This window comes from Pseudomonas sp. p50(2008), from assembly GCF_015351605.1.
Classification (GTDB): domain Bacteria; phylum Pseudomonadota; class Gammaproteobacteria; order Pseudomonadales; family Pseudomonadaceae; genus Aquipseudomonas.
The window spans coordinates 378,673-404,522 of record NZ_JACMYF010000003.1; the positions used below are offsets into that span (position 1 = coordinate 378,673).

Sequence of the window (25,850 nt, forward strand, 5' to 3'; positions counted from 1 at the left end):
TTCAAAACTGGTATCTAACCATGCCACTCAACCTTTGGGCTCCTCCAGTCGATCCGCCCCCGTCACCCGCACCGCAATTTCTATCCCCCGAATGCACACCGCCGCAAAAATCGCCGTCATCAGGATGCCGTTAAACCCCAGCAAAATCGCCAGCACCCGCGAGATGGCCAGTTTCGGCACCAGCTCCCCATACCCGATGGTCAAGCCCGTGACGAAACCAAAGTAAATGCCATCGAACGGGCCCCATCCTTCCAGGTAGCTGATGATCAAGCCGAACAGCACGATCATCACAAGAAGCATGGAAATAATCGGCCAGACCACATGGAAGTAGAGCCAGACGGCTTTGTAGAACTCTCGACGCATTTGCGATGCTTGGGTGAAGTTCATGGGCGGGTCGTCCTGGGTTTTCAGTACTCCATCAGCTTGGCACAAGTTTGGAAAATTGACGGCCGGGCCCATAAATTGACCCGGCAGCTGTTTCCGTCAGCCCGACTCGCTCTCGCGAATCAGCTTCTTGTTGATCTTGCCGACGCTGGTCTTGGGAATTTCCGCCACGAACTTGAACTGCTTGGGGATGGCCCATTTGTTGATGCGCCCGCCGTCGACAAAGGCTTGCAGGTGGACTTCCAGCAGCTTGCGATCAAGGTATTGCCCCGGTTCGCACACCACCATCGCCATGGGCCGTTCGCCCCATTGCTCATCGACGATGCCCACCACCGCGACCGACATCACGGCCGGATGCTCGCTGATCAGGCTTTCCAGCTCCAGAGAGCTGATCCACTCGCCGCCGGTCTTGATCACGTCTTTGATCCTGTCTTTGATTTCCACGCAACCCAACGCGTCAATGGACGCCATGTCACCGGTGTGCAGCCAGCCGTTGTGCCAGAGTTCGGCACCCTTCTCTTTATCCTTCAAATAGCCCTGGGTCAGCCACGGTGCGCGCACCACGATTTCCCCGAGGGACTCACCGTCATGGGCGACGTCGTCACCGTTGGCGTCGATGATTTTCAGGTCAACCATCGGCACCGGCGTGCCGGTCTTGATACGGATGGGCAGTTGAGCTTCGCCAGGGAGCGCCAGGTCTTCATCGCGCAAATAGGTCAGGCACAACAACGGGCAGGTTTCCGACATGCCATAGCCGGCATGCACCACCATGCCTTTGGCGCTCGCTTCGTTGGCGATACCGAGGGTCAGCGCGCTGCCGCCCAGGAGCATTTTCCAGCCGTCGAAACGAGTCGCCTTGCCTTCTTCACAATTAAGGATCATCTGCAAAATGGTCGGCACGCAGTGAGAAAAGGTGACTTTCTCCTCGCGATAAAGCCGGACTAAGCTGTTGGGCTCATAACGACCGGGATACACCTGCTTGATCCCCATGAGCGTGGCGACATACGGCACGCCCCACGCATGCACGTGAAACATCGGCGTGATGGGCATGTACACATCGTCGGACCGCAGCAACGGCTGGCCTTGATAGACGCCCAGGGTGCCGACGGCATTCAGGGTATGCAGCACCAGTTGGCGGTGGGTGAAATACACGCCTTTCGGGTCGCCCGTGGTGCCGGTGGTGTAGAACAGCGTCGCCACCGAGTTCTCATCGAAGTCAGGAAACGCGTACTGGTCGGATGCTTTCTCCAGCGCGCTTTCGTACTCGCCCACCATCGGCAGACAGGTATCCACGGGCGCATCGTCAGTCAGCCGCATGAAGCCCTTAACCGTGGTCAGCCGCCCCTGAATCTGCTCAACCAGCGGCAGGAAATCATCATGCACCAGCACCAGGTCATCCTCGGCGTGGTTCATGGTGTAGAGCACCTGCTCCGGCGACAGACGAATGTTCACCGTGTGCAGTACCGCGCCAATCATTGGCACGGCGAAAAAACATTCCAGGTAGCGATGACTGTCCCAGTCGAGCAAAGCCACGGTGTCCCCGGCCTTGACCCCGGCAGCGGTCAGCGCATTGGCCAAACGCCGAATACGCTGATTGAGGGTCTGGTAGCTGTAGCGCAGTTTGTCGGCGTAGACGATTTCCCGACCCGGCTCGTAGCGTACGCCGGACAACAGCAATTGCTTGATCAGCAACGGATAGGCATAGGCGCCTTCGGCGGGCGGAATTATTTTTGTCGCCATCATGAACAGGGTTCCTTGTCCTTTCAGAATTGCTCGGCTTGCAAGGCATACAGGCATTCGCTGCCGGCCTTGGCCGAGGCACTTAACGAATGAATGCGCGGCAGCAAGCGAGCGAAGTAGAAGCGCGCAGTGGCCAGTTTGCTGGCGTAGAAATCATCTTTGGAATGGGTGCTCATGGCCGCCTTGGCCATCCGCGCCCACAGGTAGGCGTAGGCGGTATAGCCGAACACGTGCAGGTACTCGACGGAGGCCGCGCCGATTTCATTCGGGTTGTTCTGCGCGCGGTCCAGCAGCCACTCGGTCAGTTCATCGAGGGTATCCACGGCGGCGTTCAACGGCTGGGTGAACTCGCCAAGGTCGGCGCAGGCCTTGGCGGTAAAGTCGCGGATTTCCGAGGCGAACAAACGGTAAAGCGCCCCGCCGCTGCCGACGATCTTGCGCCCGGCCAGGTCAAGGGACTGGATGCCGTTGGTGCCTTCGTAAATCTGCGTAATGCGTACGTCGCGCACCAGTTGCTCCTGGCCCCACTCACGAATGTAGCCGTGGCCGCCAAACACCTGCTGGCCGAGCACCGTGGTTTCCAGGCCCATGTCGGTGAGGAACGCCTTGGCCACCGGTGTCAGCAGCGAGACCAGTTCCTGCGCGCGGTGACGGGCCGTCGCGTCGTCGCTGAACTTGGCGATGTCCAGTTGCAGCGCCACGTAGCTGGAGAACGCGCGACCGCCTTCGTTCAGGGCTTTCATGGTCAGCAACATGCGGCGCACATCGGGGTGCACGATGATCGGGTCCGCTGGCTTGTCCTTGTTTTGTGCGCCGGTGGGTGCTCGGCTTTGCAGACGATCACGGGCATATTCGACGGCGTTCTGGTACGAACGCTCGCCCTGGGCCAGGCCCTGAATGCCGACGCCCAGGCGCTCGTAATTCATCATGGTGAACATTGCCGCCAAACCTTTGTTCGGCGCGTCGACGATCCAGCCGGTGGCCTCGTCGAAGTTCATCACGCAGGTGGCAGAAGCCTTGATGCCCATCTTGTGTTCAATGGAGCCGCAGGACAGGGCATTGTGTTCACCGAGCGAACCGTCGTCATTGACCAGCACCTTGGGCACCAGAAACAGCGAGATGCCCTTGGGTCCTGCTGGCGCATCGGGAAGACGCGCGAGCACCAGATGGATGATGTTTTCCGTCAGGTCATGCTCGCCGCCGGTGATGAAAATCTTGCTGCCGCTGACCTTGTAGCTGCCATCGGCCTGAGGCTCGGCCTTGGTGCGAATCAGGCCCAGATCGGTGCCCGCATGGGCCTCGGTCAGGCACATCGAACCGGTCCAGATACCGGCGTACATGTTCGGCAGGTACTTGGTTTTCAGCGCTTCACTGGCGTGGGCATTCAGCGACAGGCAGGCGCCGGCCGTCAGCATCGGGTACAGGCCGAACGACAGGCTGGCCGAGTTGACCATCTCTTCGACCTGCGCCGAAATCGCCTTGGGCATGCCCATGCCACCGAACTGCGGATCACCGCCAACACCGACCCAGCCACCCTCGGCGAAAGCCCGATAAGCCTCGGCAAAACCGTCCGGAGCACTCACCGCACCGTTGTTCCAGGTGCAGCCCTGTTCGTCACTGGCGCGGTTCAATGGCGCGATCACTTCGCCGCTGATCTTGCCGGCCTCTTCAAGAATCGCGGCGGCGGTTTCTTCGTCGATCACGTCGGCCAGGCCAGGCAGCTTGGCCCAGAGCCGGGACACCTGGAAAACCTCGTTCAGGACGAAGCGCATGTCGCGCAGGGGAGCTTTGTAGTCAGACATTGTTGGCTTACTCGGAAGTGGTCACGGCAAGAGGCATGCCGCGACGTTCAGTGGATTCGATGCCGTCGGCAGGCACGTTTTGCGGCACCCGTTCACGCAGCAGGAAGTACGACAAAGCCGGAATCAGGATCAGCGCGCCGAGCATGTTCCACAGGAACATGAAGGTCAGCAGGATGCCCATGTCGGCCTGGAACTTGATCGGCGACCAGACCCAGCACACCACGCCCGCTGCGAGGGTGATGCCCACCAGACCGACGACCCGACCGGTGAACGACACGGCATTGCGGTACGCCTGGGACAACGGCAACCCCTGGCGCTGGAAGTGCAATTGCACGCTGAGCAGGTACAGCGCGTAGTCCACGCCGATGCCCACCCCGAGGGCGATTACCGGCAAGGTCGCAACTTTTACGCCAATACCCATGGCGACCATCAGCGCTTCGCAGAGGATCGACGTCAGCACCAGCGGCAACAGCGCGACCAGCGTGGCGCGCCAGCTGCGGAAGGTGATCAGGCAGAACAGCGTCACCGCCGCGTAGACGTACAGCAGCATGGTGCGATTGGCTTCGCGCACGACAATGTTGGTCGCTGCTTCGATGCCCGCCGTACCTGCGGCCAGCAGGAACTGACGATCGTCGGTGCTGTTTTCCTTGGCAAACTTGTCGGCAATCGCCACCACGGCATCCAAAGTTTCAGCCTTGTGATCCTTGAGAAAAGTGATCACCGGCATCAGCGAGCAGTTGCTGTTGAACAGCTCCGGCGAGTTCACCGAGGCTTGCTGCGCGGCGTAATTCAATACGTCCTGGTTGCGCTGGATGCTGTTGAGCTTGGGGTTGCCCTCATAAGTGCCAGCGGTAATCTGCCGCACGGCGTTGACCAGCGAAACCGTGGCTTGCACGCCGGGGTACTGTTGCAGCTCCCAGGCCAGGCGGTCGGCGAGCACCAGGGTTTTGTAGTTCAGGCAGCCTTCCGGTGCGGTCTTGATCATCACCGCGAACATGTCGCTCGAGAGCGCGTAATGCTGGGTGATGTAGGCGTTGTCGCGGTTGTAGCGCGAGTCGGCGCGCAGCTCCGGTGCGCCGCTTTCGAGGTCGCCGATTTTCAGGTTCAGGCTGACCATGAAACCGCCAATGCCCATCAGCACCGCGACCAGCACCGCGCCCGTGGCCCACTTTCGCGTGGTGAAGCGGTCGAGCGCATCCCAGAGTTTGCCGAAGCCTTTGTGGTGTTCGGCGCGGGTGTCGATTTTCAGCGCGCGCTCGGCGGCCTTGGCGCCAACACCGACGTAGGACAGCGCCACCGGCATCAGCAACAGCGAAGTGAAGATCAAGACTGCAACGCCAATGCTGGCGGTGATCGCCAGGTCCTGGATCACCGGAATGTCGATCAGCATCAGCACCGCGAACCCCACTGCATCCGCCAGCAACGCCGTTACGCCCGCGATGAACAAACGGCGGAAGGTGTAGCGCGCCGCGATCAGCTTGTGCGTACCGCGGGCGATGTCCTGCATGATCCCGTTCATCTTCTGCGCCGCGTGGGACACACCGATGGCGAAGATCAGAAACGGCACCAGCACCGAGTACGGATCGATGGCGTAACCCAGCCAGGCGACGATGCCCAGCTGCCACACCACCGCGATCAATGAGCAGCCGACCACCAGCAAGGTGCTGCGTACGCAGCGGGTGTAGGCATAAATGATCGCCAGCGAGGTGATCACCGCCAGGCCGAAAAACATCATCACCTGGATCAGGCCGTCGATCAGGTCGCCCATGAGTTTGGCGAAGCCGATCACTCGCACCTTGTACTGACCCTTGCCCTCGACGCCGGATTTGCGCGCGGCGCTGTCGCCGGCGAATTCGATCTTGTCGCGCAATTGCTCTTCGAGCATCTGCGAAAACGCGTGGTAGTTGATGGGCTGGCCACCGGCCGCGGCCTTGTCCAGCAACGGCACGATCAACATGGTGGATTTGAAATCACTGGCCACCAGGCCGCCGACGAGGCCAGCGCGGGAGATGTTCTGGCGCAGTTGTTCGATCTGTTCAGGCTGCCCGGAGTAGGTGTCGGGCATCACCGGGCCACCCTGAAACCCCTCCTCGGTGACTTCGGTCCAGCGCACCGCCGGGCTCCACAGCGATTTCATCCAGGCGCGGTCGACGCCTTCGGTGAGGAACAGCTGGTCGTTGACCTGCTTGAGCACGTCGAGATACGCCGGGTCGAAAATATCGCCCTGGGTGTTCTCCACCACCACGCGCACCGAGTTGCCCAGGCCGCGCAACGACGCACGGTTTTCGAGGAAATTCTGGATGTACGGTTGGCTCTGCGGGATCATTTTTTCGAAGCTGGGCCGCAGCTCCAGACGCGTCACCGCCATGAAGCCGAACACCACGGTAGCGATCGCCATCAGCAGCATGAACAGCGGCCGGAAGTTGAACACCAGCCGTTCGAGGAGGTTGCCAGAGTGCTGGTCGAAATCGCGCAGGTCGCGGATCACCGGCATGGCGTCTTGTTTGATAGTGCCCATGTCTGGGTTCTCGCTCTTAGGGTTCGAGGGCTGGGTCGGCGGCCAGCGTCAGGGCGCCACGGCTGCCGGCGAGTACCAGTGCGCCATCGGCGGACTGAGCGGCACCGGAAACTGGTGTGCGTGCGGGCTTGCGCACTAGCTGCAATTGCGCACCGGTGCCCTGGCTGACCAGCATCTGCCCGCCCTGGGTGAACAGGCGGTAGTGGCCACGGGCATCGATCAGCCCGGCGGTGATGCTGACGTGCAAACCGGTGTTGAGGGCGGTCCAGCGCTGGCCGCCGTCGGTGCTGCGCAAAACGTTGCCGCGCAGGCCGTAGACCAGCACTTCGCCGGGCTTGCCGAGCACGCCGAAGAAGCTGCCCTGATACGGCGTCGGCACAGCGTTGAAACGCTGGGCGCTGTCGTCCCATTTCAGCAACAGGCCCTGCTCGCCGGCGATGTACAACGCGTCCCCCGTGGAGGCGATGGCGTTGAGGTGGAAACCCTGCGGGTTGTCGGTGCGGTCCTGGAACGGCGTCCAGGTCTGGCCGCCGTCGTCGGTGCGCAGGATCAGATTGAAGACGCCGACCACGTAGCCGGTTTTGTCGTTGGCGAACCAGACATCGAGCAGCGGTTTGTCCGCGCCCTGCTCGACCATCCGCTGGCCCTCGGCGACCAGCAACGGCCATTGCTCGTTGCCCGGTTCGGCAGCGGCCAACGCGGAATAATGGTTGACCAGCAGGTCGCCGATCTGACGGCCGTCCAGCTGTTTGGCCCAGGTCGCACCGGCATCGCCGCTGTGCAACACCACGCCGTCATTGCCCACCGCCCAGCCCTGGGTGGTGGTGGGGAAATTCACCGCCGTCAGGTCAGCACTGACGGGCACTGCCGCCTGTTGCCAGTGCTGCCCGGCATCATCGGAAAACAGAATATGGCCACGCTGGCCCACAGTAATCACCCGCTCGCCGGCGCGGGTCATGCCGGACAAAGGGCTGTTGATCGCCAGGGCGCTGACCTTGGCAGGCAGGTCCAGCACATCGACATAAGCGGCCGCCTGGGCGACGCCCTGCGACAGGACGAGCACGATGCCGAGCGCCAGGTGCAAATATTTTTTGTTGGAATACATACTGCGCCCTCATCAAAAAACCGCGCCGAGGCACACTGCTGTGTGCCCGACGTCAAACCCTGTCGCCGTGCAGAATGCTGTTCACTGTGGCGAGGGGATTCATCCCCGTTGGGCTGCGAAGCAGCCCCAAATGCTGCTACCGAGGTGTATCAAGTACACCGCGTGTGCTGGTCTTGGGGCTGCTGCGCATCCCAACGGGGATAAATCCCCTCACCACAGATTTCTGCTCATCTGAAGATCGCCACAGTGAATCGTGCGAGCGCCAGCTTGCAGTTGGCTTAGCGAATACCGGCGCCGGCCAGGGATTCCGACGACCACTGCGCCTTGGAGAGCGGGTCGATGTACTTGATGCCGCCGTACGGGCCGACGACGCCATTGATGCTGTACGAACCGCCCACCAGGTCATAGATCATGAACGGCGTGGAGTCCGGCACCTGCTTGTCGTAGCTCTGGCTGAGGAACGCGAAGGAACCGCGATAAAGCTGACCACGGGCGTCGTATTGATCCGAGGCCAGAGCGGTCCAGCTGTCTTCGTCGAGGTAGAAGCGGCGCTTGGCGTAGATGTGGCGAGCACCGGCCTTTAGGGTGCCTTCGACGACCCAGACGCGGTGTTTTTCCCAGCGCACGAAATCCGGTGCCAGGTGATTGGCGCTGGTCAGCGATTTAGGGTCCTGGGCGTAGGTCAGCTTGTAGGTGTTGTAGGGCACGATCATTTCCTGCTTGCCCACCAGCTTCCAGTCGTAGCGATCCAGCGCACCGTTGAACACGAACACGTCATCGTAAGTGCCTGCGCCAGCGGTGCCCGGGTTCGGCGTGTCGTAGGCCAGGTTCGGGGCCAGTTTCACCCGACGCTGCCCGGGCAAGTACTGCCAGGCGCGGCGTGGCTGCTGCAGCGGGTTGGCCGCATCCTTGAGCATGATCGCCTCCCCCGCACGGCGCGCCGGGCCGGTGTACGACAGCTTCATCTGGTAGTAGACGTCGGCGCTGCTGATCGGCTGCGTCAGGTTTTCGTAGATCGGGTAGGAAATGAACGCCTGCCCGGTGATCGCCAGGCTCGGTACGCCAGCGGAATCGACGTTCCACGAGTCGTACTTGGAGTTGATGCTGACGCCTTGATAACGCAGCAGGAAGTTCCACATCGCTTCGTTGCCCGATTGTGGAATCGGGAACGGCACGCCCGGCAGCACGTTATCGATGGCCAAACCACCTTCCAGGGATTTGGCGCCGCTGGCGTTCTTCACGCCGTTATCCAGAATGGCCTGGGGCAGCGAGACGGTGCGGTGCGTCGGGAACACATCGACGCGAAACGTCGGGAAGCGCTTGGCCAATTCCACCGTGGTCGCGCTGAGCAGTCCCTTGTACTGGTCGACGTTTTTGCCATCGATCACCAGCACTGGTTTTTCGTTGGCAAACGGGTCCGGACGCATGCTGTCGCCGGCTTTGAAACCGGCCGGCGCGGTGGTCAAGCCACCGCTGTAGGCCGGGATCGAACCATCAGCGTTCCCGGACTTTTCGGCGCCCACCAGGGTCAGGCTGGTGCCCAGTTTAGCGGCGTCCTGAGTTGAAACGACGGCCTGTGCCTGAGCGGCAAGGACCATGGCCAGAGAGGCGGCCAACACGGTTTGTGCGAATTTCATCTTGTTATTCTCCTGCTTGCATTGAGCAAATCAGTGGTGAATCAGAAAGTGGTTTTCATCGTCAGGTACACGGCGCCACGGTCCTCGGTCGTGGCACCTCCTCCGGAAAAGGCCGAGTAGCCACCGGCGTAACAGGCGTAGTTTTCGTTGCCGCTAAAGGCGTTCGGGGTGGAACCGTCGCCACCGTTCGGACCGGTGCTGACACCGCTGACGTTGCACTTGTCGGTCTTGCCGAAAGAGTCCACGTACTTCAGGTCGACAAAGTATTTGTTGTACACAACGGCGCCGAGGCCGACCGCGTAATTGCCGGTGTCTTTGGCACCGCCACCGGAGACCGGTGACACACCATCAAGACCGACGTTGACGGACATTGGCGCGTTGAGGTCGACACCAGGAAAAACCTGGTACCAGGTGGGTGTGAAGTTGACCGCGATGCCCCAGTTGTCCCGGGTCGGCGCGTCGATCCCGCGATAGCTGGACTTGCCCTTGTAGAGCGCCTCGTTCTTGCTATCGAGCTTGAGCAGGTTGCTGTAGTACAGCTCGCCGAGCAGGGTCGCGGAATCGAACAACCGGGTTTTCGGCATGGTCATCAGGCCATTGACCGTCCAGTGCAAGGTGTCGCCGGTGGCGGCCATGCTGTCGCCTTTTCCCGGGGTGTCGTAGACCACGCCGGTGGCGGCGGTTCGCGCTGGCAACAAGCCAAGCCCTTGACCCAGGCCCAAGGGGCTGTTGGTGCTGACGATCGCCGGAATACTGGCCAGCGGCATGTTGTGGCGCACGTTCAGGTCCGAGCCCACGCTGATGCCACCCACGTCCTTGGACAGGCTCAGGCCGACAATCTTGATGTTGTCGGCGTAGGCCAATTGATAGGTGGCGGAGTTCAGTGAGTTGAGGGTGTTGATCACCGCCGGCACTTGCCCAGCCGGACGAGTGCCGTTGGGGTTGGCCGAACTCAGGCCGCGGGCATCCAGCCAGGCTTGCGGCAGGATCTCGGAGGTTTCGCGGTAGTAGACGCCGAGGGTGCCATCGAGCCAGACCGGCGACCACTTGGCCATGATGCCCCAGTCGCCACGCTTGTCCGGCGTCAGGTCATGGCCGCGACGCACGTTGGTCAAGCCGTTGCACGGCGCCAGGCCGCAACCCAGCGGGCTGCCCGGCACCACGCCGTTGGTGTTGCCCAGCAGGAACGACTGCGCGCCCGTACCGACAAGGTCGGAACCGCCGTAATAGGTGCCCGCTTCCGGCAGGCGCGCGGCGTCCCAATCTAGGAAGTATTGAGCGCCCACGGTCAGCTCGGGGTTGACGGTGAAGGTCATCGATAACTGATTGCGCGGGACGAACAGCTCCTTGGCTTCGGTGCCGGGAGACGCTGCAAGCTTGGCCAGGTCGAGGCCGGATTGCCCGTAGCTGATCGAATGCACCGGGTTGAGAATGGTCTCGCCCCAGAACACGTTGTGCTGACCGGCCTTGACGCTGAGCATCGACTCTTCGCCCACTTCAGTGCTGTAGAACACGAAGGCGTCGAGGATTTCGCCGGACGGGCCGTTGTAGTAGCGCCGGGCGTAGTTGCTCAGGTGCGGGCTGCCGGTGCCGACGTTGTCATTTGTCACACCTGCCAGGCGCGGGTCATTGGCGATCAGGCCAGAGGTCGAACCGTTGCCGTTGACGAACGGGTTGGAGTTGGACCCGGTGTTCTCGTAGGCCTTGTCATACCAACTGGCGGCGCTGACGCGAAAACCCATGTGGTTCTGGTAGACCACATCCATCTCGGTCAACAAGTCGACACGGTTGGTGATGTTGGTCCCGGCCTTGCGAAAGTTGTAGTCACCGTCGTTGTTGTTCGGGGAGGCCAACATGCGTTTGTCGGCGCTTTCCGTGCGCACGCCATAGTTGTACTTGACGGTGTTATCCAGGCGAACGTTCCAGTCCGGGTTACCCGTCTCGATCTCGCCCGCATGGGCCATTGGCGCCATAGCAGCAAGAATGGCCGAGGCCAGCAAGGTGTAGCGTGAAGAGGTGAACCCGTGACGCTTGTTGTTGTGCATTGCGTGTCTCCGCCTTTTTTTATTTGTTTTTAGCGCAGCCGCCCTCACGCAATCCTCTTCGGGTTTGCGTTTAAGGAATGAGGGCAAATGCCGGTTGGCGTACTGCCAGTCCAGCTCCTTGTTCTAACGATCCAGTTGCAGGATGAGTGCTTCGGCTTGCGCCCAGTGGCCAAATCCTGCGGCCGGATTGAGATGACCGACATCGCCCAGATCGAGCAATTCGGCGCCCCAGTTTTCAGCCATGCGGGTCACGGCGGAGAAACTGGCGAGGTGATCATTGGTGCTGCCGGCCACGATGCTGCGAAACGGCAACGGGCGTTGAGGCAACGGGTTCCAGCCGTGGCGGCTGAGGGTTTCGGAAGAGGGGTAGTTTGACGGCCAGACGGCATCGAGGTCCGGCGGCGCGGCCAGCAGCGCGCCCTTGATCGGACGGCTGAAATGCGCCGCCCAGTGCGCAACCATCAGTACGCCGGCGCTGTGGGCAACCAGGATCACCGGACCGTCGATCTGCTCCAGCTCGTGCTGGATCGCCCGCACGCGCGCCATGCAGTCGAGCTTGTCGGTCTCCAGCGGCGCAACGCTGCGTACCTTGGCGAGCCTGGCTTCCAGCAACGTTTGCCAATGCTCGGCAACGTGCTCGCGCAGACCCGGTACGATCAGAACGGTGGCGGCGGTTTGCAATTTGTCCACGGTCAACACCTTCGCTTTCTCGATATCTCGACTGGCTGTTTTCGCCAGGGGCTTTTTGTAGTGTCGACATTAGAGAGCGGCCACCCGGGGTGCTTTACATTGGACGTCAGCCACTTTTCTTTTCATGACAGATTGTCGGACACTTCAGCGGCGCTGACCGCTGGTCGAAAAACCCCGCGGGTGGGCGCAGGGTCACTGTAATCAACGGATGAGGCTCGACTGCTCACCGCAGCGCCGCTCATTGGCGACGGGGCGACTGACGAACCATCGGCAACAGCGCAACTGTTCAACGGACGATGCGCTGGATATAGTCGCCACGCTCACGCCAATCGTCATCGGCCCAGGGAAACCCACGCATGCCCAAGCTTGTTCGCGCAGCTGTACTGACCAACTACCTGGAGGTCACCCAGTACCTGGGATTCAACCCGCGCGATGTCATGGCTGACGTCGGCCTGAGCAAGGCCCAATTGCAAGCGCCTGAAAGCCGCATCCCCATCGATTCCGCCGTGCGTCTGCTGGAGAGCTCAGCGGCGGCCAGTGGCTGCCAGAGTTTCGGCCTGAGCATGGCCGAATCACGCCAGCTCTCGGACTTCGGCGTGGTCAGTCTGTTGCTCAGCCACCAACGCACCCTGCGCGATGCCTTGCAGGTGGTATTGCACTACCGGCACCTGATGAACAATTCGCTGGCCATCTTCATTGAAGAGGCCGGCAAGATGGTGATCATTCGCGAAGAGGTAGTCACTGAAACGCCCATGCCCAGCCGCCAGGCCACGGAGTTGGCGATTGGCGTGATGTTCCGCCTGTGCGCCGCGCTGCTCGGGTCGCACTGGCATCCCTACAGCGTCAATTTCATGCACCAGCCGCCGGACAACCTGCAGCTGCATCGACGACTGTTCGGCTGCAAGCTGGAGTTCGGCAGCGAGTTCAATGGCATCGTCTGCCCCGACACCAGCCTCGACATGGCCAACCCCAATGCCGACCCGGCCATGGCCCGCTATGCCCAGAGCTACCTCGACTCGCTGCAAGGCCACGAAGGCGCCTCGATGCTGTTCGAGGTGCGCAAGGCCATCTACCTGCTGCTGCCCATGGGCCGCGCCACCATCGAGCAGGTTGCCCAGAGCCAGGGCATGAACGTACGCACCCTGCAGCGACGTCTGAAGGATGATGGCTGCGCCTTCAACGATGTGATCAACGACGTGCGCCGCGACCTGGTGCTGCGCTACCTGGACAACCCGAACTACCCCCTCAGCCGCATCGCCGACATGCTCGGCTACTCCATGGCCAGCTCCTTCACCCGCTGGTTCATCACCCAGTTCGGCATGCCGCCCGCCACATGGCGCGCACAAAAACAGGCCGGTACAAAACCGACCTGATCCACGGCAAAAAAAAAACGGCGACTGCTGGCACAGACGCCGTAAAGAGCGAATTGAAATGCATTCCCTGTAGCAGCTGCCGAGCCCCGGCGAGGCTGCGTTCGGCTGCGTAGCAGTCGTCTTGCCGATGCACCGCGAACCCCGGTTTTACGAGGACTGCGTCCTCGAACGAAGGCTTCGCCAGCTGCTACAAGGGGTTGTTATATGCCCCACCGCAGTAACAGCAGCACCAGCACGACAAGAAACACAGTCTCCCCCACCATCAGCAGGATCGGTTTGATGCCGACCGACGCCAGCTCTTTCAGGCGGGTCTTCATGCCTAGGGCGCTGATCGAAACCACCAGGCACCAGCGCGACAGTTCATTGACCGAACCCTGTACCGCCGGGGCGATCCAGCCGGTGCTGTTGATGCAGGCCAGAATCAGAAACCCGACCGCAAACCACGGCAGCAACGGCGGTCGCTTACCTGTCGGATCGGCACCTTGCATGCGGGTGATCATCGCCGCGGTGACGATCACTGGCAGCAGCATGGCAACACGCATCAGCTTGACCACCGTCGCCGTATCACCCGTCTCGGTCGACATGCTGTACCCGGCACCGACCACTTGGGCGACATCGTGGATGGTCGCGCCAAGGAACACCCCCGCGACCTGCGGCGACAATTCCAGCCAGTTGGCAATCATCGGGTAGACAATCATCGCCAGGGTCGACAACGCCGAAACGCCAATCACCGTGAACAACGTCGCCCGCTCTTTCTGTGGATGATTCGGCAACGCCGCCGCCAGCGCCAATGCTGCCGAGGCACCGCAGATCGCCGTTGCGCCGCCGGTGAGCATGCCGAACAACCGCTGAAACCCCATCGCCTTGGCCGCGATCACGGAAGCGCCGATGGTCACCACCACCAGAATCACCACCAGTGCAATCGGCTTCCAGCCCAGCGCCGCCATCTGCTCCAGGGTGATGCGCATGCCCAACAGCGCCACACCAATACGCAGCACCGTGCGCGCGGTGAATTCGACACCGGCCTTGCACGGGCCGTCGTCGGCGAGGAAGTTCAGCGCCATCCCCAGCAACAAGGCAAACAACATCACCGGCGCACCGTAGTGCTCGGACAAAAACGACGCGGCGGCCGCCACGATCAAGCTGACGATAAAACCCGGCACCAGTTCGCGCGTGCGACTGTGGAGACGGGTCAGCGCAATGGCGCTCATGGCGCGGACTCCTCGGTAATGACGATAAACGCCTGGTCGTCGATGATCTCGACCGGGTAGTTGTTGACTTTGACCTGGGTGGAATTGAGCAGGTAACCCGTGTGCAAATTGAAGCGCAGCCCGTGGGCGCAACACTGAATCACCCGCCCTTCCAGTCGCCCGCCACACAGCGAAGCCCCTTGATGCGGGCAACTGTCATCGATGGCAAACAGCTGCCCATCGACGTTGAACAACGCCAGGCTTTTGTCTTCGAATTCGAACAGCGCTCGACCACCGGCCTGCGGGTGTTTCCCGGCAGGTACGGGTATGCGCCGGGTCATGCCGACTGACGCTCGCGCTCGCTTTCCTTCAGCGCTTCGTTCATGGCCCCGAGCAGAGCCTGAGCCGGTTGCGCACCGATCACCGTCACGCGGCGATCGAACTGGAAACTCGGTACGCCACTGGTGGCACCGGGGGATCCTTCAAAAGGCGTGCCGTCGCCCTTCAGGCAATCGATCACCCGTGCGGCTTCAATGCCGCAGGCGCTGGCAATGGCGAGCAAGGTTTCACGGTTACCCAGGTTTTCGCGCCTGAGGAAATACGCGGCGAACAGCCGTTCCAGCAACATTTCACGCTGAGCCGCATTGCCCAGCGCGCTGACGCGTTCGAACATACGATGGGCGTCAGCGGTGTTGGGCATCGTCTCGATGCGACTGAGATCAATGTTCAGTCCAACGGCGCTGGCAGCCTGCTGCACCTGGGCCTGGCGCATGGTCATGGCGCTGGCACTGCCCAGGCGTTTGCGATAGAAGTCGGCGAAGGGCTCACCCTCCGCAGGCAGCTGCGGCAACAACTGCACGCCATGCCACACCGTGTTGATCTGCACATCCGGATGGCGGCTGCGAAACTGCACCTGCGCATGCTCCAGCTGACGTTTGCCGATCAGGCACCAGGGGCAGATAAAATCAAAAAACACATCAATCTCTAAACGACGACTCACAACTTCACCTCTAACCCGGTTTCGCCGACGGGATGAGCGACGCTCTGTCCCTGAAGCCGGGCAATATCTTTGTGGTAATGACACTTGGCGTAGAAGAACACTGCGGCAGCCGCGAGACTCACCAGCGGCACCAGTTGAAACGCGGCATGCAGACCGATGAGGTCAGACACCCGGCCAGTAATAAACGGTCCCGGCGCCAGCCCCAGCATGTTGTTGGCAAGGGTCAACGTGGCGAACGCCGTGCCGTGCACCGAGTAATGGGTCAGGTTGGCGACCATCGCGCCGCAAGGGCCGGTTGTGCCGGTCGCAATCGCCATGCCCAGGCAGATCAGCAGCAGTTGCACCGGCCCCGCCTGCAAAGCGAAAGCCGCCGACAGCAACAGGCAACTGCCCAGACAAAAGCCGATGGCCAGGCTGACCTTGCGCTCCGGCGAGTGACGGCACAGGCGATCGCTGAGGATGCCGCACAGAATCATTCCCGTACCGCTGCACAACACGATGATGGCCGCCATGCCGCCAGCCTTGTCCGTAGGCATGTCGTAGTAGCGGTTGAGGTAGCTGGGAATCCACACCATCACCGTGCCGCCGACGAACAACTGCAAGCCGCTGGCGACGTAAGTGGCGACCACCGAACGGCTGGACCACAACGTGCGCAGCGGTCGCTTGACCTCGGCAACGGCCTTGGCCACACGCTTCGGAGCGATGCGCGCTTCCTTGACGATGAGCGGATACAGCATCGCCAGCACCAGCCCGAACAACGACATGCCGGCGAACGACCAGCGCCAGCCCAGCTTGGCGGCAATCGCACCGCCCAAGGCCATGCCCAGTACCGAACCGAACATGCCGCCGGCCATGAAGGCACTCGCCAGGGTGGCGCGCATGTGTTTGGGGAACACCGAAATCACCACCGCGATGCCGACGCTGCCATAGGCGGCTTCGCCAACGCCGACCATGAATCGCGCGATGAACATCTGTTGATAGTCCTGGGCCAACGCGCAGCCCAGGGTCGCGACGCTCCACAAAAACGCCATCAGCGCCAGGCTCTTGACCCGGCCGAAGCGGTCCGCCAGCAACGACAGGGGAAACGTCAGAAGGCCGACCATCAGGGCGACAATGCCACTGAGCAGACCGAGCTGACCGTCACTCAGCGCCCACTCGCTTTTGAGCAGGGGGAACACCGCGTTCAGTACCTGACGCGACATGTAATCGGAAATCAACAGGCCGAACGTCAAGGCAAAGACGATCCAGGCATATTGGCGCGTAACGCCGACGCAACCTACGTCGTCATCGTCGGCGGCGATTGTGTGAAAGGCCATGCAGCCTCCTCAGAGCTTCGTTTTATTTTTTTTATCAAGCGTGTTGCTATACGGCGAACGAGCGGTCACGGCCGCCCGTTCACCGTGTCGGTCAGCCGCGTTGCGGCACACCTTTTTGCCCGGCCTTGCGGTTCGGGGCCATACCGTTGGCCAACAGGGTTTGCTCGATCGTTTCGTACTGAACGCCAATACGATAGATCTCGCGGGCTTCTTTGCCGGTGGCAATTTCACGACCCAGTTCGTGGGCAATGCGCACGGTTTGCTGGATCTGCGCCACCGAGCCGAAACGGTCGCCCTTGTGATCAATGATAGTGTCTTCATTGCCCACGCGCGGGTGCATGCCCATGGCCATCGACATGGTGTTGAACGGCATGACGTTCTTGAGCAGCGACTCGGAGGTCAGGGTGCAACCGTCCGGCGCGCGGTGGATGAAGTTGAAGAAGTTGAACGGGTTCGGGCCGTCGAAACCACCGCCGATGCCGATCCAGGTCAGGTTCAGCGGGCCCTTGTAGACACCTCGGCGCACCAGGCGCTCAAGGGTTTCCAGGGCGTGCATGCCGGTCAGCTGAAAGTGCGGCTGGATGCCGTTGTCCATCAGGCGCTTGAGGTGCTCGGCAACCCAGGCCGGGCCGGCCGGTACGGTCATTTCGCTGTAGGCGGCGTGGATCATCGGGTTATCCAGGGAAGTGCCCTTCAGGTACTCCGGGTACAGCAACTCCATGATGTTCATCTGGGTGGTGTTGATCGCCACCGTGACCTGATCCGGTTTCGGCGTCAGCTCGGCCAGCATGTGGCGGGTGTCGTCGGACAGCCACTTGGCCGCTTCGCCATCGCTTTCCGGGGCAAAGGAAATCGAGCCGCCGACCTGAATGATCATGTCCGGCACGGCTTCACGCACACCGGCGATCAGCTCGTTGAATTTCGACAGGCGCTTGGAACCCTTGCCATCCAGCTCACGCACGTGCAGGTGCAATACGGTGGCGCCGGCTTCATAGCAATCGACTGCTTTCTGGACCTGCTCATCCATGGTCAGCGGGATGTCTTCAGGGAAGTCTTCAGGCATCCACTCCGGGCCGTAAGGGGCCACGGTGATGACCACTTTTTCCATGTTTTCGGGGTGCAGGGAATCGTCGAAGAATTGCATGGTTACTCCAGTTCTTATGCCAGTTCTTATGATTGTCCCGCCCACCCGGGGTCGCACCGGGCAGGCGTGTTTACGAGAGCTAATGCAGAAGCGGTGGATCAGTAGGTCTTTTCGCCGATGATCCCGGCGCGCTCCATCTTGCGATGGCAGGCCGGGTAGTCCATGACGGCGTAATGCTGGGTACTGCGGTTGTCCCAGATGGCGATGCTGTTGGGCTTCCAGCGCCAGCGCACTTGATACTCGGGGATGCTGGCCTGATTGGTCAGGTAGCGCAGCAGCTCGGACGTACCATGGGTGAAGTCCTGGCCGAAGCGCACACGGTCCGGCGTGTGGAAGTTGCTGAAGTGGGTCGTGAAAGAGTTGACGAACAGCACCTTCTCGCCGGTCTCCGGGTGAATGCGCACCACCGGGTGTTCGGCATCCGGGTACATCGCCTTGAGCGCCAGACGTTTCTCGACAGGCATGGCGGCGCCGAAACTTGCCTCGATGCTGTGACGAGCACGCAAGTCGGCAATCTTCAGCTTCACGTCTTCCGGCAAGTTGGCATAGGCCTGGACCATGTTGGCCCACATGGTGTCGCCGCCGACTGGAGGACATTCCACACAGCGCAGCACACAGCCCATCGGCGGCGCCTCGCGCCAGGTGGCGTCGGTGTGCCAGGCGTTTTCATAGCGGTCTGCTGGATGTTCCGGGGTCTTGTAGATACGCACCAGCCCCGGATGGTCCGGATCGCTGCCCACCACCGGGTGATCTTCCAGTTCGCCGAAGCGCCGGGCGAAGGCCACGTGTTCGGCGCGAGTGATGTCCTGATCGCGCAGAAACACCACGCGATGCTTGAGCAACTGGGCACGGATTTCGGCAAACAGGTCGTTGTCATGCACCGCGTCAGCCAGGTTGACGCCGATCAGTTCGGCGCCAATGTTGCAGGTCAATTGTTCGACTTTCATGGCTGGCAGCTCCTTAAATGACGAAGATTGACGAGCCGGTAGTCTTGCGGGATTCAAGATCGCGATGGGCCTGCACGGCGTCTTGCAGAGCGTAGTGCTGGTTGATCTCGATCTTGATCCGGCCGCTGCCAACGAGGTCGAACAATTCACCGGCCAGGGCGGCTTTTTCCGCCGGGTCGGCGATGTAGTCGGCCAGCGCCGGGCGCGTCATGAACAGCGAGCCCTTCATTGCCAGCAACACAGGGTTGAACTCGGGGATCGGGCCGGAGGCCGTTCCGACGCAGACCATCAGGCCACGGCGTTTCAGCGAGTCCAGGGAGCCGGCGAAGGTGTTCTTGCCAACACTGTCGAACACCACGTTGACGCCGACACCGTCGGTCAGTTCACGAACGCGCGAAGCGACGTCTTCATGGCTGTAATTGATCACATGGTCGCAACCGTGAGCCTTGGCGATTTCGCCTTTTTGTTCAGTCGATACGGTGCCAATCACGTTCAGCCCCAGCAGTTTGGCCCACTGCGAAACGATCAGGCCAACGCCCCCGGCGGCGGCATGCAACAGGATGCTGTCGCCGGCCTTGAAGTCATAGATGCGGCGCATCAGGTACGACGAGGTCAAGCCACGCATGGTCATCGCGGCGGCGGTTTCGAAGCTGATGGTTTCCGGCAGTTTGATCAGCGGCTCGGCCGAGATCAGGCGTTCGGTGCTGTAGGCGCCGAGGGTGTTGAGAAAACCGGTGTAGGTGACACGATCCCCCACCTGAACGTTGGTCACCCCTTCGCCAACGGACTGGACGACACCCGACGCTTCGACGCCCATGCCATTGGGCATCGGAATCGGGTAGGTGCCGTTGCGAAAGTAGGTGTCGGCATAGTTCAGGCCGACCGCCACATGACGAAGACGAACCTGGCCAGGACCGGGATCGCCGACCTCGACGTCCTCATAACGTAGAACTTCGGGACCACCGGTTTCGTAGAAGCGTACGGCTTTGGCCATTTTTTCTTATTCTCCAATCTGCAATATGGGCGTGTTGCATCGAATTGCGCTGATTGGACTGTAGGTCGAGGCCTGTTGAGATGCTTCTCATCAGACGACAATGGCTTTTCATTTGATGACAGACCTGCCCTGCCGGCCAGAGCTACTCGACCTGAATCGGCCCTTTGGTCCCGGCATCGCTGTCGGTCCAATAGTCTTCATCCTTGAGGCGACGATCCCCCTGAATGGTGAAGGTGAGCTTGCCCTGACGGAACTGCAGCGCGCCGTCGGTGCGTTTGACGTTGACCCGTTCACCGTTGACCCAAACCCTCTCCCTGGCGTCGATACGGATGGTCGCGACGGTCGCGCCAGTGTCACTCTTGGCGACCCATTGCCCGGCGTAAGGGGTCGGCGGATTGGCGCTGTCGGCGGCAGGTGCCTGCGGATTGCTGAACCCGGCCTTGGCGTTTTCAGCCTTGGACTTGTGGATATCACAGCCCTGGGCTTCGCTGACCTGGGTGCAGCCCGATTGCTCCAGTTGTTTGCGGTATTTGTCGTTGATGGCATAGGCCGGGGATTGCGCAAACAGCAAAACGGCCAGTGCCGGCAGGATGATTCTGTTCATGGATGCTCTCCGTTGGTCAGCGCCTTCCCGAGCGCTCGCAAGGTGTCTGGATAGATCACTGTAGCCCGAATCATGCACCGGGTTGCACCGGTAAAACCACCGCCGCTACCAAGCCGCCTTTCGGTCGATTCCTGAGTTTCAATTCGCCGCCATGCTCCAGCACAATCGCCCGCGCCGCCGACAATCCCAGCCCCACACCGCCCGTGCTTCGGTTGCGCGAGCCTTCCATGCGAAAGAACGGCGCAAACACCTGTTCAAGACTGGCCTGGGGAATGCCCGGCCCGCTATCCAGCACGTTGATCCGCACCTGGCCGGCATCGGACATCAGCTCAATGGCCGGTTCCTTGCCGTACTTGATCGCGTTGTCCAGCAGGTTGGTCATCACCCGTTTGAGTCCCAGCGGCCGCCCGAAATACACCAGCCTCAGCGGTCCACTGAAGGCAATGTCGACACCTTGATCGCGATAATCATCCAGCAGAGTTTGCAACAGTTCAGCCAAATCGAACTGGGTCGCCGGTTCAAGGCGCGCGTCATCACGGAAGAATTCCAGCGCCGAATTGATCATCGCCTGCATCTCATCCACGTCGCGAAACAGCCGTTGCTGTTGCTCGCCGTCTTCAATGAATTCACCCCGCAAGCGCATCCGCGTCAGGGGCGCGCGCAGGTCGTGGGAGATGGCGGCGAGCATTTGCGTTCGGTCGCGGATGAAGTGCTGCAACTGGGCCTGCATGGCGTTGAAGGCGAGGATGGCCTGGCGGATTTCCTGCGGGCCAAGAGGCTCGATGGGCGGGGCGCGAAAGTCGACGCCAAAGCGCCGGGCGCCCTCGGCGAAGCGCTGCAAGGGTGTGGCGAGGCGGCGGGTGGCGATCAAGGCGACCAGCGCCGTGGAGATCAGCACCAGCAGGATGACGATCAGGTAACGCGGCGCTTCGTCGAGCCCCCAACTGCGTGAAGGCGCCGAGAACATCAGCCAGGTCGAATCCGACAGCTCGATCAGCAGCGCGTAATGCGCATTGGCCGGGTGCTCGGTCCAGTCAGACGGCTCATAGGCTTCGATGCGTCGATGCGTCGATCAGGGGAGTTGAGCAATGGCCGCAAAATGCTCATGCCGATTTCAGAATCCGGGTCTTCCGGCGGCGGCAGATCGAGCTCGCGTCGATCGGGGTGCCAACTGGCGGTGAAGCCCTTTTCGCTGGCGGCTTGCGCCAACTGACTGCGCAACGGTGCCGGGGCGGAATCAATGACCCGGGTGATGGCGGCGGCCTTTTCCAGCAGGCCGATTTCGGTCAGCGGCGGGCGCGCCCAGACGCCGGCCAACTGAATGAACAGCCCGTTGAGCGCCAATGAAATGAGCATGGCCAGGATGATGGTCAAGGCAATCCAGCCCGCCACGGTGTCCCGGCGCAATCGTCTCAGCCAGTTCATCGCCGCGTCACGCTGGGGGTGAACAGGTAACCGCCATTGCGCACGGTGCGAATCATCGCCGGGCGCTTGGTATCCGACTCTAGTTTGCGCCGCAGTCGGCTGACCTGCACGTCGATGCTGCGGTCGAACGCGTCATGACAATGCCCCCGCGCGAGGTCGAGCAATTGTTCGCGGGTGAGGATGCGTTGCGGGTGTTCGATGAAGACCAGCAACAGGTCGAACTCGCCCGCCGACAGCGGGATCATCACGTTGTCCGGGGAACGTAATTCACGGCGCGTGACGTCGAGGTGCCAGTCGGCGAAGTCGATCAGCGGCCTTGCGCGCTCCTGAATCACTGGACGGCGTTCGTCCACCCGACGCAGCACCGCACGCACCCGGGCCAGCAATTCACGGGCGTCGAACGGCTTGGTCAGGTAATCGTCGGCGCCCAGCTCCAGGCCGACCACCCGGTCGCTGAGCTCGCCCATGGCGGTCAGCATGATCACGGGAATCGTGTGGCGAATGCGCAGTTGCTGGCACAGGATCAGCCCGCTGTCGCCGGGCAACATAACGTCAAGAATGATCAGGTCCGGCGGCTGTCGCTCGATGGCGGCCCACAACGACGCGCCGTCGGTGGCGACCTGGACGCTGTAGCCGTGCTGCACGAAGAATTTTTTCAGCAGATCGAGGACTTCGAGGTCGTCGTCGACAATTAAAAGGCTGTTCACCGAAGGTCACTTAAGGGCCGAATAGAACCGCCATCTAAAACCATTCACGGCAGCGCGTCATATATTTCAATTCTGCAATAAAGCGTCAACGGCGCAATAAACCGGACATCTTTGCGCAAGGCTCGGGGGCCAGCATCGCAGCGAATTCCTCACGAGACTTGCGTTCATGTTGCCTTTGAGATGTACCCCCTGGCTGGTCCGCACTACCTCGATTGCCATGCTCACCGCCGGACTGGCGGGTTGCAGCAGCCAGCCATCACCCCCCGCTGATGTCGGTTGCGCCGACATCGCCTACACCGTTTACGACCCGGCGGAGCCGTTCAATCGCGGGGTCTTCGCGTTTAACCGGGTGGTGGACGATTATGCGTTGGCGCCGGTCGCTCGCGGCTACCGCTACATGCCGGATTTTTTCCAGACGGGAGTGCATAACTTTGTGGCGAACTTTGGCGAGCCCAAGGTCTTCATCAACGACCTGTTGCAAGGCAATCCGATGCGTTCGGTCAATACCCTGGGGCGTTTCGCGTTGAACACCACCGTCGGTGTAGTCGGGCTAATCGATGTTTCCGGCAAAGTCGGCATTGCGCGGCACACAGCGGACTTTGGCCAGACCTTTGGCGTGTGGGGCATCGCCAACGGGCCGATCGTCGAACTGCCTTTGCTCGGCACCTCCAACAGCCGCGACGCGGCCGGACGTGTGTTGAGCTTTGTGGTCGATCCGTTCGGCAGCAACAGCGACACTGTAGAGACACTGTCCACCGTCAACCTGGTCGGCGGCACCATCGATGGGCGCGCAGAGGCCTTGCCGCTGACCGACAGCCTGCAAAAACTGCCGGACTACTACAGCGCGCTGCGTAACGTGGTCGCCGAGCATCGCGCCGATTTCATCATCGATGGCCAACGAGGTTCCCCGGACAAAACCACCTCCCAGTGCACAGGAGCGCCCGCCGATGGCTTCTGAAAGCGTGGTGCTGCAACAGCGGGTGACGCGGCAGGACCCGTCCACCCTGCACTGTCGGGAAATTACCCTGCGCCTGTCAGACGACTGTCGACACCTGGTGCTCAGCCGCTACACCGAGCATTACGGCCCGGCGCTGGTGCGCTGGATTGAACGCAGCCATACAGTGTCGGTGAGTGATTTGTTTCGCTGGTTAGTGGCGAATGGCGAGGTGGACGTGGTGAAAGCGGATAATTCGCCACGATGACGGTTGCCGTGCAAGCGTTTGCAATTCATTGACATCACCTGCGCTATTATCCTGCGCCTCTGTGTACGACGAATCCGGATGTCCATGTCTTTGCCCCTGCCCGACGCTGATCAATTACTGCCACCGGTTCTGGCCGGACCGCTGTTGCGGCGGCTGGAGCCTGCGCGGCTGGTGCTGTGGCTCGTAGGAACCCGGGCGTTGGGGCTGACGTTGCGTCTGCAGGATGTCGGCGATATTCGCCTCGACGCCGGACAATGCACGATCATTCCTGTCGGTCGTCATGCCTTCGTTCATTTGATCGATGTGCCGCTGGACACCACCCTGCCCTGGGACACGTTGATCGAGTACGACCTGCTGATCGACGACACCGCCACCGGGATCGCCGAGTGGGCACCGCATCTGCTGTATGGCGACGCACGCTGTCCGAATTTCGTGCTGCGTTCGCGGATCGATCAGTTGCTGCATGGCTCTTGTCGCAAACCCCATCACCCCGCCACCGACGGCTTGCTCTGCGTCGATCAATTGCTGGCATCAACCCATGAAGCCACGGAACGCCCGGCCTTGTTGATGATGAGCGGCGACCAGGTGTACGCCGACGACGTCGCCGGGCCCATGTTGCGCGCCATCCATACACTGATTGAACGGCTGGGGTTGTTTGGCGAGCACCTTGAAGGGGCGGTGGTCAGCGACAGCGCCAAGCTCTATGAGCACTCGGCCAGTTATTACCACCGTGCGGATTTGTTACCGGCGCTTGAGAGCAACGAGACGTTGCGCGAGCGATTTTTCGGCGGTGCGCGCAAGCCGATTTTCACCAGCAGCAGTGCCGACAACCACCTGGTGACCTTCGCCGAAGTCATGGCGATGTACCTCCTGGTGTGGTCGCCGACACCCTGGACCCTGATCGCCCCCACACCACCGCAACTCAACCCCGAACGACAGAAACGTTACGCGCTGGAACAGACGCGCATCGACGGTTTCAAGGCCGGTCTGGGCGGTGTCGCGCGGGCGTTCGCGCACTTGCCTTGCCTGATGATTTTCGACGATCACGACATTACCGATGACTGGAATCTTTCTGCGCAATGGGAGGAAACGGCCTACGGCCATCCGTTCTCCAAACGCATCATCGGTAACGCGCTGATTGCTTACATGCTGTGCCAGGGCTGGGGCAACAATCCCGATGCGTTCGGCACGCTGCTGGAAAAGACCGATGGCTTCAGTACGACCGGCCACGACGGCTATCTCGACAGCCCGGTGCAGGATGCTTTGATCGATGAGTTGCTGAAGTTTCAGCACTGGCACTACGTACTGCCGACGAGTCCTGCGCTGGTGGTCATCGACACCCGCACCCGACGCTGGCGCAGCGAGATGAACCTCAAGCAACCCTCGGGCCTGCTGGACTGGGAAGCCCTCAGCGAACTGCAGCAGGAACTGCTGGACCATCCCTCGGCGATCATCGTTTCGCCCGCGCCCATCTTCGGCGTCAAGTTGATCGAAACCGTGCAGAAAGTCTTCAGCTGGTGCGGGTATCCGCTATTGGTGGATGCGGAAAACTGGATGGCCCATCGCGGTGCTGCCCAGGTGATCCTGAACATTTTCCGCCACTCGCGAACGCCGGGTAACTACGTGGTGCTGTCGGGGGATGTGCACTATTCCTTCGTCTACGAAGTTTTCATCCGCCACCGCAAGGCTGGCCCGCGAATCTGGCAGATCACCAGCAGTGGCATCAAGAATGAATTTCCGCCGACGCTGCTGGAGTGGTTCGACCGTCTCAACCGCTGGCTCTATTCCCCGCGCTCGCCGCTGAACTGGCTGACCAAGCGCCGGCGCATGCGCATTGTTCCGCATGTTCCGGAGCACGCCGAAGCGGGCGAGCGGTTGTGGAACTCGGCGGGGATCGGCCAGGTGTTCTTTAATGAAAAGGGCCAGCCGCAGGGCATCTATCAGCACAACTCAAACGGGTTACCGAAGACCCGGATGGTTGCGCCGGTGGACGAACAGGCCGAGTCACCTCTTTAGCTTCAAACAAG

The 25,850-nt window shown here is 61.3% G+C and carries 21 protein-coding genes and 1 pseudogene; 4 read left to right on the forward strand and 18 right to left on the reverse strand.

Going from position 1 to position 25,850, the window contains the following annotated elements; genetic code table 11:
• Positions 1-27: 27 nt before the first annotated feature.
• The 8 genes from H7698_RS10220 to H7698_RS10255 all read right to left on the reverse strand — a co-directional run bounded on the left by H7698_RS10220 (position 28) and on the right by H7698_RS10255 (position 11,921).
• The gene (locus H7698_RS10220) at positions 28-387 is read right to left on the reverse strand and encodes a potassium channel family protein (RefSeq protein WP_194691292.1); all 360 of its coding nucleotides are present in this window, start codon (positions 385-387) and stop codon (positions 28-30) included.
• A 96-nt stretch (positions 388-483) separates the two neighbouring features.
• Positions 484-2,127: a fatty acid--CoA ligase gene (locus H7698_RS10225; protein ID WP_194691293.1), complete on the reverse strand. Its 1,644-nt coding sequence runs from the start codon at positions 2,125-2,127 to the stop codon at positions 484-486.
• Positions 2,128-2,147: 20 nt separating this feature from the next.
• The gene (locus H7698_RS10230; protein WP_194691294.1) at positions 2,148-3,926 is read right to left on the reverse strand and encodes an acyl-CoA dehydrogenase C-terminal domain-containing protein; all 1,779 of its coding nucleotides are present in this window, start codon (positions 3,924-3,926) and stop codon (positions 2,148-2,150) included.
• Between the two features lie 7 nt (positions 3,927-3,933).
• Positions 3,934-6,444: an efflux RND transporter permease subunit gene (locus tag H7698_RS10235; RefSeq protein WP_194691295.1), complete on the reverse strand. Its 2,511-nt coding sequence runs from the start codon at positions 6,442-6,444 to the stop codon at positions 3,934-3,936.
• A 16-nt stretch (positions 6,445-6,460) separates the two neighbouring features.
• Positions 6,461-7,549: a WD40/YVTN/BNR-like repeat-containing protein gene (locus H7698_RS10240; RefSeq protein WP_194691296.1), complete on the reverse strand. Its 1,089-nt coding sequence runs from the start codon at positions 7,547-7,549 to the stop codon at positions 6,461-6,463.
• A 278-nt stretch (positions 7,550-7,827) separates the two neighbouring features.
• Positions 7,828-9,186, reverse strand: a complete 1,359-nt coding sequence (locus H7698_RS10245; protein WP_194691297.1) for a DUF1329 domain-containing protein — start codon at positions 9,184-9,186, stop codon at positions 7,828-7,830.
• A gap of 41 nt (positions 9,187-9,227) precedes the next feature.
• Complete coding sequence (locus tag H7698_RS10250) at positions 9,228-11,231, reverse strand: DUF1302 domain-containing protein (protein ID WP_194691298.1); 2,004 nt, start codon at positions 11,229-11,231, stop codon at positions 9,228-9,230.
• Between the two features lie 123 nt (positions 11,232-11,354).
• Positions 11,355-11,921: an RBBP9/YdeN family alpha/beta hydrolase gene (locus H7698_RS10255; RefSeq protein ID WP_194691299.1), complete on the reverse strand. Its 567-nt coding sequence runs from the start codon at positions 11,919-11,921 to the stop codon at positions 11,355-11,357.
• A gap of 356 nt (positions 11,922-12,277) precedes the next feature.
• Here H7698_RS10255 and H7698_RS10260 point away from each other — a divergent pair, with 356 nt between their 5' ends.
• Positions 12,278-13,294 (forward strand): AraC family transcriptional regulator, encoded by a 1,017-nt coding sequence (locus tag H7698_RS10260; protein WP_162440909.1) that lies wholly within the window; start codon positions 12,278-12,280, stop codon positions 13,292-13,294.
• 200 nt (positions 13,295-13,494) lie between these two features.
• Here the strand turns inward: H7698_RS10260 and H7698_RS10265 are convergent, their stop codons facing one another.
• From H7698_RS10265 to H7698_RS10310, 10 genes and pseudogenes are all read right to left on the reverse strand, one after another.
• A complete protein-coding gene (locus H7698_RS10265) occupies positions 13,495-14,505 on the reverse strand; it encodes a YeiH family protein (RefSeq protein ID WP_194691300.1) in 1,011 nt (336 codons plus the stop codon).
• Complete coding sequence (locus H7698_RS10270) at positions 14,502-14,825, reverse strand: Rieske (2Fe-2S) protein (RefSeq protein WP_162440907.1); 324 nt, start codon at positions 14,823-14,825, stop codon at positions 14,502-14,504. Before H7698_RS10270 ends, H7698_RS10265 begins: the two co-directional genes overlap by 4 nt.
• Entirely contained in the window at positions 14,822-15,484 is a 663-nt protein-coding gene (locus H7698_RS10275; protein WP_194691301.1) for a DsbA family oxidoreductase, read from the reverse strand. Before H7698_RS10275 ends, H7698_RS10270 begins: the two co-directional genes overlap by 4 nt.
• A complete protein-coding gene (locus H7698_RS10280; protein WP_194691302.1) occupies positions 15,481-16,800 on the reverse strand; it encodes an MFS transporter in 1,320 nt (439 codons plus the stop codon). The genes H7698_RS10275 and H7698_RS10280 overlap by 4 nt, the downstream gene beginning before the upstream one ends.
• Before the next feature lie 91 nt (positions 16,801-16,891).
• Positions 16,892-17,944 (reverse strand): 3-keto-5-aminohexanoate cleavage protein, encoded by a 1,053-nt coding sequence (locus H7698_RS10285; RefSeq protein WP_162440904.1) that lies wholly within the window; start codon positions 17,942-17,944, stop codon positions 16,892-16,894.
• A gap of 98 nt (positions 17,945-18,042) precedes the next feature.
• The gene (locus H7698_RS10290; RefSeq protein WP_194691303.1) at positions 18,043-18,891 is read right to left on the reverse strand and encodes a TauD/TfdA dioxygenase family protein; all 849 of its coding nucleotides are present in this window, start codon (positions 18,889-18,891) and stop codon (positions 18,043-18,045) included.
• 13 nt (positions 18,892-18,904) lie between these two features.
• Positions 18,905-19,885, reverse strand: a complete 981-nt coding sequence (locus H7698_RS10295) for a quinone oxidoreductase family protein (RefSeq protein ID WP_194691304.1) — start codon at positions 19,883-19,885, stop codon at positions 18,905-18,907.
• 142 nt (positions 19,886-20,027) lie between these two features.
• Complete coding sequence (locus tag H7698_RS10300) at positions 20,028-20,489, reverse strand: hypothetical protein (protein WP_194691305.1); 462 nt, start codon at positions 20,487-20,489, stop codon at positions 20,028-20,030.
• 70 nt (positions 20,490-20,559) lie between these two features.
• A pseudogene (locus H7698_RS10305) lies at positions 20,560-21,914 on the reverse strand (ATP-binding protein).
• A complete protein-coding gene (locus H7698_RS10310) occupies positions 21,911-22,621 on the reverse strand; it encodes a response regulator (RefSeq protein ID WP_194691306.1) in 711 nt (236 codons plus the stop codon). Before H7698_RS10310 ends, H7698_RS10305 begins: the two are co-directional and overlap by 4 nt.
• Positions 22,622-22,787: 166 nt before the next feature.
• Between H7698_RS10310 and H7698_RS10315 the strand changes: the two genes are divergently transcribed.
• The 3 genes from H7698_RS10315 (at position 22,788) to H7698_RS10325 (ending at position 25,839) form a co-directional block, all read left to right on the forward strand.
• Positions 22,788-23,579: an MlaA family lipoprotein gene (locus H7698_RS10315; RefSeq protein WP_194691307.1), complete on the forward strand. Its 792-nt coding sequence runs from the start codon at positions 22,788-22,790 to the stop codon at positions 23,577-23,579.
• Complete coding sequence (locus H7698_RS10320) at positions 23,569-23,823, forward strand: hypothetical protein (protein ID WP_162437370.1); 255 nt, start codon at positions 23,569-23,571, stop codon at positions 23,821-23,823. Before H7698_RS10315 ends, H7698_RS10320 begins: the two co-directional genes overlap by 11 nt.
• A 78-nt stretch (positions 23,824-23,901) precedes the next feature.
• Positions 23,902-25,839 carry an alkaline phosphatase D family protein gene (locus H7698_RS10325; RefSeq protein ID WP_194691308.1) on the forward strand — a complete coding sequence of 646 codons (1,938 nt, stop codon included), beginning with the start codon at positions 23,902-23,904 and terminating at the stop codon, positions 25,837-25,839.
• Positions 25,840-25,850: the final 11 nt, after the last annotated feature.

What these genes read in the sequence shown, in the direction of transcription:
- H7698_RS10220 (WP_194691292.1), bottom strand. Translation starts at nt 387, where the DNA reads ATGAACTTCACCCAAGCATCGCAAATGCGTCGAGAGTTCTACAAAGCC.
- H7698_RS10225 (WP_194691293.1), bottom strand. Translation starts at nt 2,127, where the DNA reads ATGATGGCGACAAAAATAATTCCGCCCGCCGAAGGCGCCTATGCCTAT.
- H7698_RS10230 (WP_194691294.1), bottom strand. Translation starts at nt 3,926, where the DNA reads ATGTCTGACTACAAAGCTCCCCTGCGCGACATGCGCTTCGTCCTGAAC.
- H7698_RS10235 (WP_194691295.1), bottom strand. Translation starts at nt 6,444, where the DNA reads ATGGGCACTATCAAACAAGACGCCATGCCGGTGATCCGCGACCTGCGC.
- H7698_RS10240 (WP_194691296.1), bottom strand. Translation starts at nt 7,549, where the DNA reads ATGTATTCCAACAAAAAATATTTGCACCTGGCGCTCGGCATCGTGCTC.
- H7698_RS10245 (WP_194691297.1), bottom strand. Translation starts at nt 9,186, where the DNA reads ATGAAATTCGCACAAACCGTGTTGGCCGCCTCTCTGGCCATGGTCCTT.
- H7698_RS10250 (WP_194691298.1), bottom strand. Translation starts at nt 11,231, where the DNA reads ATGCACAACAACAAGCGTCACGGGTTCACCTCTTCACGCTACACCTTG.
- H7698_RS10260 (WP_162440909.1), top strand. Translation starts at nt 12,278, where the DNA reads ATGCCCAAGCTTGTTCGCGCAGCTGTACTGACCAACTACCTGGAGGTC.
- H7698_RS10265 (WP_194691300.1), bottom strand. Translation starts at nt 14,505, where the DNA reads ATGAGCGCCATTGCGCTGACCCGTCTCCACAGTCGCACGCGCGAACTG.
- H7698_RS10270 (WP_162440907.1), bottom strand. Translation starts at nt 14,825, where the DNA reads ATGACCCGGCGCATACCCGTACCTGCCGGGAAACACCCGCAGGCCGGT.
- H7698_RS10280 (WP_194691302.1), bottom strand. Translation starts at nt 16,800, where the DNA reads ATGGCCTTTCACACAATCGCCGCCGACGATGACGACGTAGGTTGCGTC.
- H7698_RS10285 (WP_162440904.1), bottom strand. Translation starts at nt 17,944, where the DNA reads ATGCAATTCTTCGACGATTCCCTGCACCCCGAAAACATGGAAAAAGTG.
- H7698_RS10290 (WP_194691303.1), bottom strand. Translation starts at nt 18,891, where the DNA reads ATGAAAGTCGAACAATTGACCTGCAACATTGGCGCCGAACTGATCGGC.
- H7698_RS10295 (WP_194691304.1), bottom strand. Translation starts at nt 19,885, where the DNA reads ATGGCCAAAGCCGTACGCTTCTACGAAACCGGTGGTCCCGAAGTTCTA.
- H7698_RS10300 (WP_194691305.1), bottom strand. Translation starts at nt 20,489, where the DNA reads ATGAACAGAATCATCCTGCCGGCACTGGCCGTTTTGCTGTTTGCGCAA.
- H7698_RS10315 (WP_194691307.1), top strand. Translation starts at nt 22,788, where the DNA reads ATGTTGCCTTTGAGATGTACCCCCTGGCTGGTCCGCACTACCTCGATT.
- H7698_RS10320 (WP_162437370.1), top strand. Translation starts at nt 23,569, where the DNA reads ATGGCTTCTGAAAGCGTGGTGCTGCAACAGCGGGTGACGCGGCAGGAC.
- H7698_RS10325 (WP_194691308.1), top strand. Translation starts at nt 23,902, where the DNA reads ATGTCCATGTCTTTGCCCCTGCCCGACGCTGATCAATTACTGCCACCG.